2 protein-coding genes and 1 pseudogene are annotated in these 14,963 nt (G+C 73.9%); all 3 read left to right on the top strand.

All coding sequences use genetic code 11. The features are described 5' to 3' along the window. Window positions 1–72: 72 nt before the first annotated feature. Window positions 73–13,278 (top strand): annotated as a pseudogene (locus ACFYUZ_RS22730) (amino acid adenylation domain-containing protein); the annotation flags it as partial. A gap of 145 nt (window positions 13,279–13,423) precedes the next feature. Next, window positions 13,424–14,506 (top strand): flavin-containing monooxygenase, encoded by a 1,083-nt coding sequence (locus tag ACFYUZ_RS22725; protein WP_389311977.1) that lies wholly within the window; start codon window positions 13,424–13,426, stop codon window positions 14,504–14,506. Then, window positions 14,503–14,937, top strand: coding sequence for a hypothetical protein (locus tag ACFYUZ_RS22720; protein ID WP_389311975.1), 435 nt, complete (start codon window positions 14,503–14,505; stop codon window positions 14,935–14,937). Before ACFYUZ_RS22725 ends, ACFYUZ_RS22720 begins: the two co-directional genes overlap by 4 nt. Window positions 14,938–14,963 lie beyond the last annotated feature (26 nt).

Genomic DNA, 14,963 nt, shown 5'->3' with positions numbered 1-14,963 from the left:
AACGCCTACGGGGGCATCATCACCATGACAACACCGGACAACGACAAACTCGTCGAATACCTCAAGCGCCTCACCGTCGACCTCCACCAGTCCCGTCAGCGGGTCCGCGAACTGGAGGCGGGCACCAACGACCCGATCGTAATCGTCGGCATGGGCTGCCGCTATCCGGGCGGGGTGGACTCGCCCGAGGCGCTGTGGCGGGTCGTCGCCGAGCAGCGCGACGTCATCTCGGGCCTGCCCACCGACCGGGGCTGGGACCTCGACGGCCTCTACCACCCCGACCCGGACCACTCCGGCACCTCCTACGTGCGCGACGGCGGGTTCCTGCACGGAGCCGCCGAGTTCGACCCCGCCTTCTTCGGGATCTCGCCGCGCGAGGCGCTGGCGATGGACCCGCAGCAGCGGCTGCTGCTCGAAGTGTCGTGGGAGGCCCTGGAGCGGGCCGGCATCACGCCCGGCTCGCTGCACGGCACGTCGACGGGCGTGTTCCTCGGAGCCATCGCCCAGGAGTACGGTCCCCGCCTCGGCGAGGCGGGCGCGGGCGGCACCGGCTTCGGCCTGACCGGGACGACGTCCAGCGTGGCGTCGGGTCGCGTCGCCTACACGCTCGGTCTGCAGGGTCCGGCCCTGACGGTGGACACGGCGTGCTCGTCGTCGCTGGTCGCCCTGCACCTGGCGGTCAACGCCCTGCGCTCCGGCGAGTGCTCGCTGGCGCTCGCCGGCGGTGTGACGGTCATGTCGACGCCGGGGATCTTCGTGGAGTTCTCCCAGCAGCGGGGGCTCGCACCGGACGGGCGGTGCAAGTCGTTCTCGGCGGACGCGGACGGCACCGCCTGGGCCGAGGGCGTCGGCGTCCTCGTCGTCGAGCGCCTCTCCGACGCCCGACGCCTGGGCCACAACGTCCTTGCCGTGGTGGCCGGTTCGGCCGTCAACCAGGACGGCGCCTCCAACGGCCTCACCGCCCCCAGCGGCCCCGCCCAGGAGCGCGTGATCCGCGCGGCCGTGCAGGACGCCGGGGTGTCCTTCTCCGGTGTGGACGCCGTCGAGGCGCACGGCACGGGCACGGTCCTCGGCGACCCCATCGAGGCGCAGGCCCTGCTCGCCACGTACGGCAAGGAGCGGGAGAACCGGCCCCTGATGCTGGGCTCCCTGAAGTCGAACCTGGGGCACTCCCAGGCGGCCGCGGGTGTCGGCGGCGTCATCAAGATGGTGATGGCGATGCGCCACGCCGAGCTGCCCGCCTCGTTGAACGTCGGCAAGCCGAGCGAGCTGGTGGACTGGGCCGCCGGTGGCGTCGAGGTGCTCACCGAGCCCCGCCCGTGGCCCGCCGAGGAGGGCAGGGTCCGGCGCGCCGGCGTCTCCTCCTTCGGCATCAGCGGCACCAACGCCCACGTCATCCTCGCCGAGGCACCGGCCGAGCAGTCCGCGGACGACGCGGCTCCGGACGACGAGGACGGCCTGGACGGCACGGGCCTGCCGTGGCTGCTGTCGGCCCGTACGCCGGACGCCCTGGCCCAGGCCGCCGGGCAGTTGGCCGCGTACGTACGGGCGCGGCCGGAGCTCGGCCCCGCCGACGTGGCGCTCTCCCTGGCCACCGGACGCTCCGCCTTCGAGTCACGGGCCGTACTGCCCGGCAGGGACGGCCGCGACGGCCTGCTCGCGGGCCTGGACGCCCTGGCCTCCCGTGAGATCGACGGCGAGAACGGTGTGTCCTCCTCCCGCGCCGTGTTCGTGTTCCCCGGTCAGGGCTCGCAGTGGGTCGGCATGGCCACGGCCCTGCTCGACTCCTCCCCCGAGTTCGCCCGCGTCATCGCCGAGTGCGAAACCGCCCTGACCCCCTTCGTGGACTGGTCCCTCACCGCCGTCCTGCGCGGCGAGGAGAACGCCCCCGGCCTCGACCGCGTCGACGTGGTCCAACCCGTCTCCTGGGCCATGATGATCGGCCTCGCCGCCCTCTGGCGCACCGCCGGCGTCAACCCGATCGCCGTGATCGGCCACTCCCAGGGCGAGATCGCCGCGGCCGTCGTCGCCGGCGGACTGTCCCTGGAAGACGGCGCCCGCGTCGTCGCCCTGCGCTCCAAGGCCCTGCGCGTCCTCTCCGGCGGCGGAGGCATGGCCTCCCTGAGCATCCCGGAGACACAGGCCGAAGAACTCCTCGCCCGATGGAACGGACGCATCTCCGTCGCAGCGGTCAACGGCCCCTCGTCCACCGTCGTCGCCGGACAGCCCGAGGCCCTGGACGAGCTGCTCACCCAGTGCGAAGCGACAGGCCTGTGGGCCCGCCGCATCCCCGTGGACTACGCCTCCCACTCCGCCCACGTCGACGAGATCCGCGACACCCTCGCCATCGAGCTCAAGGACGTCACCCCACAGTCGGGCCGGATCGCCTTCCACTCCACCGTCACCGGATCCGTGCTCGACACCGCCGAGCTCGACGGGGCCTACTGGTTCCGCAACCTCCGCAGCAAGGTCCGCCTCGCCGACGTCATCGAGCAGCTCGCCGCGCCCGACGTCGTCTTCGTCGAGGTCAGCGCCCACCCCGTCCTCACCTCCGGCATCACCGAAACCCTCGCCGACACCGGAGCCGTCGTCGGCACCCTCCACCGCAACACCGGCACCCTCGACCGCTTCACCGAATCCGCCGCCGAAGCCTGGTCCCACGGCGTCACCATCGACTGGCCCACCCTGCTCACCCCCTACAACGCCCAAACCGTCGAACTACCCTCCTACCCCTTCCAACGCCAGCGCTACTGGCTGGAGCCCGAGCCGGCCTCGACCGACGCCCGTGGGCTCGGTCTGGCCTCGGCCGGGCACCCGCTGCTCGGCGCCGTGGTGGAGCTGGTCGAGGAGGACCGGCTGGTGTACACGGGGCGGCTCGCCCTCGACACGCAGCCGTGGCTCGCCGATCACGCCGTGCACGGCACCGTGCTGCTGCCGGGCACCGCCTTCCTGGAGCTCACGATGGCCGTGGGCGCGCGGGTGGGCTGGCGCCGGCTCGCCGAGCTCACCCTCCAGGCTCCGCTGGTGCTTCCGCCCGGCGAAGCCGTACAGCTGCGGGTGACCCTCGAGCCGCCGACTGCGAACGGACAGCGGGAGCTGGCCGTGCACTCCCGGCCGCAGGACGCCGACGCGGGCGTCCCGTGGACGCGGCACGCGGCGGCCGTGCTCGACCTCGACGACGTCACCGCGGACTTCGACCTCGCCGAGTGGCCGCCGCCCGGCGCCCAGGAGATCGACGTCGAGAGCCGCTACGACACCCTCACGGAGGCGGGCTACGACTACGGCCCCGCCTTCCAGGGCCTGCGGGCCGCCTGGCGCTCCGGCCGCGACGTCTTCGCCGAGGTCGGCCTGCCCGCCGAGCTGGACGCCACGACCTTCGGGGTGCACCCGGCGGTCCTGGACGCGGCCCTGCACGCGGTCGGTCTGCTCCGCGAGGACGGCGGCACCGTCCTGCCCTTCTCCTGGTCCGGCGTCACCCGCTACGCGGACGGCGCGGACGCCCTGCGGGTGTGGCTCGCCCCGCGGGGCGAGGACGGGGTGACCCTGCGCGTCACCGACGGCGCGGGGAAGCCCGTGCTGTCGGCGGAGTCCGTCACGATGCGGCCCTTCACGGCCGACCTGTCCGCCGGCCGGGGCACCGACTCGCTGTTCCGCGTCGAGTGGCAGCCGGTCGCCGCCGCGACGCCCGAGGTAGAGGCGTGCCTGGTCGCGGACCTGGCCGACGTCCCGGACGTCGTGCCGCAGGTGGTCGCCGTACGATGTCCGGCCACCACCCGATGTCCCGGCACACCGCAGGACTCCGACAGCACGGGAACCGGCCTCGCCGAGGCCGCCCACCAGGCGGCGCGCTGGGCGCTCGGCCTGGTCCAGGAGTGGCTGGCCGAGGCCCGCTTCGCCGGCTCCCGCCTGCTGGTACTGACCGACGGCGCCGCCGGCCCCGTGGTCGACGACCCCGCCCAGGCCACCGTGTGGGGCCTGATCAGGACCGCCCAGTCCGAGCACCCCGACCGCTTCGCCCTGCTGGACTCGGACGAGACGCACGAGGCCGGCACCGTACCGGGCGCCGTGCTCACCGAGCCCCAGCTCGCCCTGCGGGCGGGCGCGCTCCTCGTCCCCCGGCTGGTCCGGCACGTCTCCGCCGCCGATCCGGCCGTCACCGCCCCGCTCGACCCGGACGCCACCGTGCTCGTCACCGGCGGCACCGGTGTGCTCGGCGCGTCGGTCGCGCGGCACCTCGTCACCGAGCACGGCGCCCGCCGTCTGCTCCTGGTCAGCCGTCGCGGCGCGGACGCCCCCGGCGCCCGGGAACTCTCCGCCGAACTCACCGGGCTGGGCGCCGAGGTCACCCTCGCGGCCTGTGACACCGCCGACCGCGACGCGCTCGCGAAGCTGCTGGCCGGCGTACGGCTCACCGCCGTCGTCCACACCGCGGGCCTGCTCGACGACGGTGTCGTCGAGTCGCTCACCGAGGACCGGCTCGCGGCCGTCCTGCGGCCCAAGGTGGACGCCGCGGCCCACCTCGACGAGCTGACCGCCGATCACGATCTGGCGACCTTCGTCCTGTTCTCCTCGGTCGCGGGCGTGCTCGGCAACCCGGGCCAGGCCAACTACGCGGCGGGCAACGTCTTCCTCGACGCGCTCGCCGCCCGCCGCCGCGCCGCCGGTCGTCCCGCCACCTCGCTCGCCTGGGGCCTGTGGGCCGAACGCACCGGCCTCACCGGCCACCTGGACGACGACACCCTCTCGACGCGGGGCATCGCCCCGCTCTCCACCGAGCAGGGCCTCGCACTCCTCGACCGGGCGCTCGCCGACGACAACCCGCTGCTCGTACCGGCCCGCCTCGACCCGGCCGCGCTGCGCTCCGACGCGCTCGCCGGGACGCTGTCCCCGGTGCTGCGCTCCCTGGTGAGGGTCCCGCAGCGGCGGAGCGGCGAGTCCGGTCTGCGCCGCAAGCTCGGCCGGCTGTCCGAAGAGGAGGGCCGCCGTCTGCTGCTCGACCTCGTCCGCACCCAGCTCGCCTCCGTCATCGGCAGCGAGTCGGCGGACGGGATCGACCCGGACCAGCCGTTCAAGAGCTTCGGCATCGACTCGCTGCTCGCGGTCCAGCTGCGCAACCGCCTCAACTCCGCGACCGGCCTGCGCCTTCCGGCCACCCTGGTCTTCGACCACCCCACGCCGACCGCCGTCGTCGACTTCACTCTCGCGCTCGCGCGGGAACGTGCCGAGAGCGCCCCCGCGCTGCCCGTCGCCCCCGCCGCCCCGCGCACGGACGACGATCCGATCGTGATCGTCGGCATGGGCTGCCGCTTCCCGGGCGGGGTGGACTCGCCCGAGGCGCTGTGGCGGGTCGTCGCCGAGCAGCGCGACGTCATCTCGGAGTTCCCGTCCGACCGGGGCTGGGACCTCGACAACCTCTTCCACCCCGACCCGGACCACGCCGGCACGTCGTACGTCCGGCACGGCGGGTTCCTCCACGAGGCCGCCGAGTTCGACCCCGCCTTCTTCGGGATCTCGCCGCGCGAGGCGCTGGCGATGGACCCGCAGCAGCGGCTGCTGCTCGAAGTGTCGTGGGAGGCCCTGGAGCGGGCCGGCATCACGCCCGGCTCGCTGCACGGCAGCGACACCGGCGTGTTCGCCGGCGTGATGTACCACGACTACGGCGGTGGCGGCCGGCTTCCGGAGGAGGCCGAGGGCCACTTCCTGACCGGCACCGCCGGCAGTGTCGCCACCGGCCGGGTGGCCTACACGCTCGGTCTGCAGGGCCCGGCCCTGACGGTGGACACGGCGTGCTCGTCGTCGCTGGTCGCCCTGCACCTCGCCGTCCGCGCCCTGCGCTCCGGCGAGTGCTCGCTCGCCCTCGCCGGCGGTGCCGCGGTGATGTCCACCCCCAACACCTTCATCGAGTTCTCACGTCAGCGGGGGCTCGCGGCGGACGGGCGGTGCAAGTCGTTCTCGGCGGACGCGGACGGCACCGCCTGGGCCGAGGGCGTCGGCGTCCTCGTCGTCGAGCGCCTCTCCGACGCCCGACGCCTGGGCCACAACGTCCTTGCCGTGGTGGCCGGTTCGGCCGTCAACCAGGACGGCGCCTCCAACGGCCTCACCGCCCCCAGCGGCCCCGCCCAGGAGCGCGTGATCCGCGCGGCCGTGCAGGACGCCGGCGTCACCTTCTCCGGTGTGGACGCCGTCGAGGCGCACGGCACGGGCACGGTCCTCGGCGACCCCATCGAGGCGCAGGCCCTGCTCGCCACGTACGGAACCCAGCGTGACGGTCAGCCCCTGATGCTCGGGTCCCTGAAGTCCAACCTCGGACACGCGCAGGCCGCCGCCGGCGTCGGCGGCATCATCAAGATGGTCATGGCCCTGCGCCACGGCGAACTCCCCGCCTCCCTCAACGTCGGCACGCCCAGCAAGCTCGTCGACTGGGCCGCCGGTGGCGTCGAGGTGCTCACCGAGCCCCGCCCGTGGCCCGCCGAGGAGGGCAGGGTCCGGCGCGCCGGCGTCTCCTCCTTCGGCATCAGCGGCACCAACGCCCACGTCATCCTCGCCGAGGCACCGGCCGACGCACCGGTCGAGGACACGACGTCCGACGACGTCCGACTGGACGGCGCGGGTCTGCCGTGGCTGCTGTCGGCCCGTACGCCGGACGCCCTGGCCCAGGCCGCCGGGCAGTTGGCCGCGTACGTACGGGCGCGGCCGGAGCTCGGCCCCGCCGACGTGGCGCTCTCCCTGGCCACCGGACGCTCCGCCTTCGAGTCACGGGCCGTACTGCCCGGCAGGGACGGCCGCGACGGCCTGCTCGCGGGCCTGGACGCCCTGGCCTCCCGTGAGATCGACGGCGTGACCGCGGCCGTCTCCGGTGCAAAGCCGGGTCGGACGTCCGGGGCCCCTGTCGTGTTCGTGTTCCCCGGTCAGGGCTCGCAGTGGGTCGGCATGGCCACGGCCCTGCTCGACTCCTCCCCCGAGTTCGCCCGCGTCATCGCCGAGTGCGAGACCGCCCTGACCCCCTTCGTGGACTGGTCCCTCACCGCCGTCCTGCGCGGCGAGGAGAACGCCCCCGGCCTCGACCGCGTCGACGTGGTCCAACCCGCCTCCTGGGCCATGATGATCGGCCTCGCCGCCCTCTGGCGCACCGCCGGCGTCAACCCGGTCGCCGTGATCGGCCACTCCCAGGGCGAGATCGCCGCGGCCGTCGTCGCCGGCGGACTGTCCCTGGAAGACGGCGCCCGCGTCGTCGCCCTGCGCTCCAAGGCCCTGCGCGTCCTCTCCGGCGGCGGAGGCATGGCCTCCCTGAGCATCCCGGAGACACAGGCCGAAGAACTCCTCGCCCGATGGAACGGACGCATCTCCGTCGCAGCGGTCAACGGCCCCTCGTCCACCGTCGTCGCCGGACAGCCCGAGGCCCTGGACGAGCTGCTCACCCAGTGCGAGACCACCGGAGTCTGGGCCCGCCGCATCCCCGTGGACTACGCCTCCCACTCCGCCCACGTCGACGAGATCCGCGACACCCTCGCCGTCGAGCTCAAGGACGTCACCCCACAGTCGGGCCGGATCGCCTTCCACTCCACCGTCACCGGATCCGTCCTGGACACCGCCGAGCTCGACGGGGCCTACTGGTTCCGCAACCTCCGCAGCAAGGTCCGCCTCGCCGACGTCGTGACACAGCTCGCCGCGCCCGACGTCGTCTTCGTCGAGGTCAGCGCCCACCCCGTCCTCACCTCCGGCATCACCGAAACCCTCGCCGACACCGGAGCCGTCGTCGGCACCCTCCACCGCAACACCGGCACCCTCGACCGCTTCACCGAATCCGCCGCCGAAGCCTGGTCCCACGGCGTCACCATCGACTGGCCCCCCGTCCTTCAGCCCTACAACGCCCAGACCGTCGAACTACCCTCCTACCCCTTCCAACGCCGGCACTACTGGCTGCGGAACGAGCCCGTCGCCGCCCCGCGCAGCGAGGCACGGGTCCCGGAGCGGCCTGCCGGGCAGGGTGACCTGCTGGGCGTACGGCTGCCGTCGTCGCCGCTCGCCCAGGCGCAGTTCGCCCCCCGGCTCGACGCCGTGGCGCACCCCTGCCTCGGTGACTTCGTGGTCGGCGGACGTCCGGTGGTCAGCGCCGGCGTGCTCGTGGAGTCGTTGATCGAGGCGGTCACCGAACTCGCCGGGCCGGGCCCGGTGTCCGTCGAGGACCTGGAGCTCCCCGTCGATCTGGTGCTGGCACCGGCCGGCATCGACCCGTCGACGGCGGGTGGGGAGCGCGCCGCCCAGCTGGTCGTGGACGCGGACCGGTTCCGCTACTACGCGCAGGACGCGGCCGGTGGCTGGCAGCTGCACGCGCAGGGCCGGGCCACGTCCGGTGCGCCGGCCGCTCCCACGGTGGCGTCCGCGTCGGTGGGTTCGGGCCGCGAGCTGACGGGCGACGAGCTGTACCGGCTGCTGTGGCAGCGCGCCCTGTACCTGGGCTCCGCCGCCCGCTGGGTGGAGCGGATCCGGCTCGGCCGGGGCGAGGCCACGGCCGAGATCCGGTCCGCCCTGCCCGGCGAGGCGGAGCGCTATCTGATCCACCCCGGCCTGGTCGACGCCATGTTCCAGACGGCGCTGGCCTGCTTCCCGATGGACGGCCCGGCCCTCGTGCCGTCCGGTCTCGACCGCTTCGTGCACTACGACCGCGGCGATGGCCAGGACGGGCTCCGATGTCATGCGGAACTGTTCGAGGACGGCACCCGGGCGCGCATCCGGCTCGTCACCGCACAGGGCCGGCTGGTCGCCGAGGCCTGCGGCGTGCGCTTCGTCCCGGCCCTGAGCCGGCCGGTGGCGGAGCCCGCCGCCGACCGGGCGCCGGCGGCCGAGCGCGTCTCCCCGGCCGTGTCCGAACCGCAGCGGCTGACCACGGCCCCGACGCCCGCGGCCCCGGCTTCGGTCCCGGCTCCGACTTCGGCCTCGCCCTCGGCTCCGGCTCCGGCTCCGGCTTCGGTCGAGGAGCCCGGCGCGGCGCCCGCCGTGGCGCCCGAGGCGGTGCGCGCCCTCGTGGCGCGGACCGTCGCGCGGGCCCTCGGCACCGTGGCGGCCCGGCTCGACGCCGGGCAGCCGCTGCAGGCCCTCGGGCTGGACTCGCTGATCGCGATGAAGATCCGGACGGCGCTGAACCGGGAGTTCGACGTCCTGCTGCCGATGACGGCCTTCCTGAACGGCCGCAGCACCGAGGACATCGCCGGTGACGTGCTCGACGCCCTCGGCGTCGGAACCGGGGCGGAGACGCCGGGGACCGACGGGGAGGTCCCGCAGACCGGGGGTGAGGTCGGCGCCGCGGCCGACGACGACGCGGAACGCTACGAGCCGTTCCCTCTGACCGATCTCCAGCAGGCGTACCTCGTCGGCCGGGGCGACGCCTTCGAGCTCGGCAACACCTCCACCTACTTCCAGATCGAGATCGACCTGGAGCAGGTGGACCTGGAACGGCTCGGCGCGTCCTTCCGGGCGATGATCGAGCGGCACGAGATGCTGCGGGCCGTCTTCACCGCCGAGGGCGAGCAGCGCGTGCAGCGCGAGGTCCCGGCCTATGTGATCCGCGAGACGGACGTCTCCCACCTGTCCGAGGACGAGCGCGAGGCCGCGCTGACCGCCGTCCACGAGGAGATGCGGCACCAGGTCTTCGACACCGCCCGCTGGCCGCTGTTCGACGTGCGGGTGACCCGGATCGACGACCGGACGATCCGGCTGCACGCCGGCTTCGACGCCCTGGTCATCGACGGTTTCAGCACGTCGATCCTGTTCAAGGAGTGGGCCGCGCACTACCGCGGCGAGGAGCTGCCGGAGCTGGAGCTGCGCTACCGGGACTACGTCCGGCAGGCCCGTGAGCTGGAGAGCGGTCCCGAGTACGACCGGGCGCTCGCCTACTGGCGGGACAGGCTGGACACCCTGCCGCCCGCGCCCCAGCTGCCGCTGGCGGTGGCTCCGTCGAGTCTGGAGCACCCGGTGTTCAACCACCGCGGCGCGACGGTCCCGAAGGAGGAGTGGGACCGCTTCAAGGAGCACGCGGCGGCGGCCGGGGTCAGCCCCTCGGCGGCGCTGTGCACCGCGTACTCTCAGGTGATCGCGGAGTGGAGCGCGACGCCCGACTTCTGCCTGAACCTGCTGTACTTCAACCGGCTGCCGCTGCACCCGCAGGTCGGCGACGTCATCGGCAACTTCTCCACCACGCTGATGCTGGAGATCCGCGACTCGGCCGACGACACGTTCGCCACCCGTGCGAACGACGTGCAGGCCCGGCTGTGGAGCGACATGGAGCACAGCCAGGTCAGTGGCGTGCAGGTGCTCAGGGAGCTGAACCGGGCACGGGGCGCCTCGGTGCGGGCCGCCGCGCCGGTGGTCTTCACGAGCCTGGTGAACTTCGCGGGCCAGCAGGACACCGAGCGGCGCGGGGTCGTGCAGTACCTCGCCGGGATCGGTGAGAACGGCCGCCAGGTGAGCAGCTCGGTGCGCACGCCGCAGGTGTGGCTGGACCACCAGGCGGTCGAGGAGGCCGGTGAGCTCGTCCTGAACTGGGACGTGATCGAGGAGCTGTTCCCGGCGGGTTGCGTGGACGCCATGTTCGCCGCGTACCAGCGGTTGCTGCACGAGCTGTGCCGTGACCCGGAGGCCTGGCGGCGGCCCAGGCCGGCGCTCCTGCCGGCGGCCGATCTGGACGTGCGGGCCGAGGCCAACGACACCGACGGGCCCGTGCCCGACGGGCTGCTGCACGACGCGGTGCTCGCCCAGGCCGCGGCCACGCCCGACGCGCCCGCCGTCATCTCGCCGGCGCTGACCCTGACGTACGGGGAGCTCGACCGCAGGTCCAACCAGGTGGGGCACGCGCTGCGCGCCCAGGGAACCGGTCCCGGCGACCTGGTGGCGATCGTGATGGACAAGGGCTGGGAGCAGGTCGTCGCGGCGCTCGGCATCCTGCGGGCCGGGGCGGCTTACGTCCCGATCGACGCCCGGGTGCCCGTCGAGCGGCTGCACGTGCTGCTGGAGAGCGCGGGCATCAGCCGGGTCGTCACCCAGCCGTGGGTGGAGGACACGGCGGACTGGCCGCGGGGTGTGGCCAGGACCGTGGTGCGGGCCGACGACGAGGGCGAGGAGGCCCCGCTCGGGGAGTCGGGCGCCAAGCCCGGCGACCTCGCGTACGTGATCTTCACCTCGGGCTCCACCGGGCTGCCCAAGGGCGTGATGATCGAGCACGGCGCGGCCCTGAACACGGTGGTCGACGTCAACGAGCGCTACGGCGTCACCGCGGCGGACCGGGCCCTCGGACTGTCCGCGATGCACTTCGACCTGTCGGTCTACGACGTCTTCGGACTGCTCTCGGTGGGCGGCGCCCTGGTCCTGCCGGAGCCGGCGGCGCACCGCGAGCCCGCCCGCTGGGCGGAGCTCGTCGCCGAGCACGGGGTGACGATCTGGAACAGCGTGCCCGCGCTGATGGAGATGTTCACCGAGCACGCCCTGTCGAACGGGCTGACCGGGCTGCCGGTGCGGCTGGTCATGATGAGCGGCGACTGGATACCCGTGTCGCTGCCCGGACGGATCCGGCTGCTGCTGCCGGACGCGGAGCTGTGGAGCCTCGGCGGCGCCACGGAGGCGTCGATCTGGTCGATCCTGCACCCCATCGGCGACGTCCCGGACGACTGTGTGAGCATCCCGTACGGCAAGGCGATGCGTAACCAGCGCTTCCACGTGCTCGACGGCGCGATGCGGCCCTGCCCCGTGTGGGTGCCGGGCGACCTCTACATCGCCGGGGTCGGTCTGGCCCGCGGCTATCTGAACGACGAGGCGAAGACCCGCGCCGCGTTCCTGCACCACCCGGTCACCGGTGAGCGTCTCTACCGCACCGGCGACATGGGACGCTTCCTGCCGGACGGCACCATCGAGTTCCTCGGCCGGCTGGACTCCCAGGTGAAGATCCAGGGCTACCGGATCGAGCTGGGCGAGGTGGAGTCCGCCCTCACCCAGTGCGAGGGCGTGCGGAGCGCCGCCGTCGTCGCGGCGGGCGAGCAGCACGGCCCCAAGCGGCTGATCGCGTACGTCGTCCTCGACGAGGGGCGCGACGACACCGAGCAGCAGATCACCGAGGCGCTGCGACGGCTGGTCCCCGCGCACCTGGTGCCGCAGCGCGTCCTCGTCCTGGACGAGCTGCCGCTCAGCGACAACGGCAAGGTCAACCGGGCGGCGCTGCCCGCTCCCGAGGAGGTCGCCGCGGAAGGCTCGGGCTTCGTCGCGCCCCGCGACGAGGTGGAGCGCCGGCTCTCCGAGATCTGGGCGGAGTTCTTCGGCGTGACCGAGATCGGGGTGACGGCGAGCTTCTTCGACCTCGGCGGCGACTCGCTCCTCGCGGTACGCCTCATGGCCAGGATCGCCCGCGGTCTGGGCCGCAGCCTGCCGCTGTCCACCCTCTTCGCCCGGCCGACCATCGAGCTGCTCGCCCAGGCGGTCCGGGAGGCCGGCAGCGGCGAGGAGGGACGCAAGGCGCTGGTGCCGGTGCGTACGGGCGGATCGCGGACTCCCCTGGTGTTCGTGCACCCGGTCGGCGGTGACGTGCTCTGCTACGCGGAGCTCGCCGAACTCCTCGGCGACGACCAGCCGTTCTACGCGCTGCAGCTGCCGGACACGGAGCTGACCAGCGTCGAGGCCATGGCCGCGCACTACGCCGCGGCGGTCCGCGAGGCGCTGCCGGACGGTCCGTACCGGCTCGGCGGCTGGTCGATGGGCGGGGTGATCGCCCTGGAGATGGCGGCCCAGCTCACCGCCGCGGGCGCCGAGGTGGAGCTGCTCACCGTGATCGACCTGATGGTGGAGCCCGGTCCGGCCGAGGGGGCGCCCGTCTCCGACGAGACGCTGCTGTCCTGGTTCGCCCGGGACCTGGCGGGGCTCGCCGGTGTGGACTGGGGGCTGTCGCCGGAGGCCTTCGACGGCCGCCCGCCGGTGCAGGTGCTGCACGCGGAGGCGCGGGCGGCGGGGGCGCTGTCCGAGGACATCGACCTCGACACGCTGAGCGGGATCGTGGACCGGTTCCGGAACAACTACCGGGCCCTGCTGCGCCACGCGCCCAGCGCGTTCGCCGGCCGGGTGGTGTCGCTGCGTGCGGCGGACGGCGGTGCGACGGTCGAGACCGCGTCCCGGTGGATGCGGTACTTCCCCGGTGACGCCACCCTCGTCGACGTACCCGGCGACCACTACACGGTGATGCGGGGCGAGCGGCTGCGCGTCCTGGCCGGCGAGCTGCGCCGCGCCCTCGACGCGCACTGACCCGAACCGGCCGGGCCGCCGCGCAGGCGGCCCGGCCGGTCCCCCCGGACCGGGCTCGTGGGTCCGGCGGGGTCCAGGTACGAGAAGTGAGGACAATCGGAATGCGAATTGATCAGGCCGGCCGGAACAGCGCCGGAGCGAGCCGATGAACGCGTTGCCGGCCACCGTGCCGGTCGCCGTCGTCGGAGGGGGTCAGTCCGGACTCGCCGCCGGGTATCACCTGCGGCAGGCCGGCGTGGAGTGTGTGGTCCTCGACGCGGGCGGCGAGATCGGCGAGACCTGGGAGCGGCGCTGGGACTCCCTGAGGCTGTTCACGTCCGCGCAGTTCTCCGGGCTGCCGGGCCTGCCGTTCCCCGGGGCCGGCGCGCACTACCCCGGCAAGGACGAGGTCGTGGCGTATCTGCGGGACTACGCCGAGCGGTTCGACATCCCGGTGCTGACCGACCACCGCGTGCTGTCGCTGCGCAGGGACGGCGACGGCTATCTGCTGACCACCGCGCACGGCGTCTGCCGGGCCGGGCAGGTCGTGATCGCGACCGGCCCGTTCGGCACCCCCCGGCTTCCGGAGTTCGCGGCCGGGCTCAGTGCGGACGTGCCCACCCTGCACACCAGCGAGTACCGCGGGCCCTCCCAGGTGCCGCCGGGCACGGTGGTGGTCGTCGGCGACGGCAACTCCGGCCGGCAGATAGCCGCGGAGCTGTCCGGGTCCCACAGCGTGGTGCTCAGCTGCAGCGACAAGGTGTCGCCGCCCCTGCCGCAGACCGTCGTCGGGCGGGACATGTTCTGGTGGATGAGCGTCATCGGCGTGATGAGCCTTCCGGTGAACATGCAGGCGCCGGACCCGATCGTCGGCGACCGGGTGCCCGAGCTGGTCGCGGCGGGCGAGATGCGGACCGTGGGCCGGATCACCGCGGCCGAGGGCGCCGAGCTGGTCGCCGCGGACGGCGAGCGCGTCAAGCCGTCCACGGTGATCTGGGCGACCGGCTACCGCACCGACTGGAGCTGGCTCGACCCGGCGATGCTCGACGAGGACGGGCAGCCCCTGCACACGGAGGGCACGGGGGTGCTGCCCGGCAGCCACTACCTGGGGCTCTACCGGATGCGCACCCGCGGCTCGGCGCTGATCGGCTTCGTCGGGCGGGACGCAGAGCGCACCGCGGCGGCGATCACGGCCGCCGCCCAGAGCACCACGACCGCCTCTTCCACGGCAGAAGGTGAGCCGTCATGACCACCGCCACCACCACCGAACTCGACGTGCTGGGCGCGCTGTTGGCCTTCGACTTCATCGGTTTCGCACAGAAGTCCGCCGCTCTCGACCCCACCGCCCCGGGGTACGGGCGGGCGGTCGGCGCCGCCTTCGGGCTCGCCGCCCGCCGCCGCTTCCCGCAGGGCGCGGCGCCGGAGGAGATCGGGGGGTACGTCGCGGAGTTCCTCGGCTCGCTGGAGGCCGGCGCGGAGGACTTCGACCGGGCGGCCCTGGAGCGCCTGTTCGCCGAGGGGCTGGACGGGGCCACGGCGGCCGGCGGCGAGCGGCTCGACCCGGAGCCGAGGATGCAGGCCCACCTCGTCCTGTCGCTCCGGCTGGTACGGGAGCTGGGCCTCGGCCCCGACGAGCAGCGGGAGCTGCTGACCGAGGCCGCGCGCACGACGGCGGCCTGAGGCGTACGGCAGGAGGCGGCGCCCCG

Origin of the sequence: Streptomyces sp. NPDC004266, from assembly GCF_042874095.1 — a bacterium.
GTDB lineage: Bacteria > Actinomycetota > Actinomycetes > Streptomycetales > Streptomycetaceae > Streptomyces.
This window is presented reverse-complemented; position numbering and strand designations above follow the sequence as displayed.

Excerpts from the sequence above, each read along its gene's own strand:
- ACFYUZ_RS22725 (WP_389311977.1), top strand. The coding sequence starts at position 13,424 with ATGAACGCGTTGCCGGCCACCGTGCCGGTCGCCGTCGTCGGAGGGGGT.
- ACFYUZ_RS22720 (WP_389311975.1), top strand. The coding sequence starts at position 14,503 with ATGACCACCGCCACCACCACCGAACTCGACGTGCTGGGCGCGCTGTTG.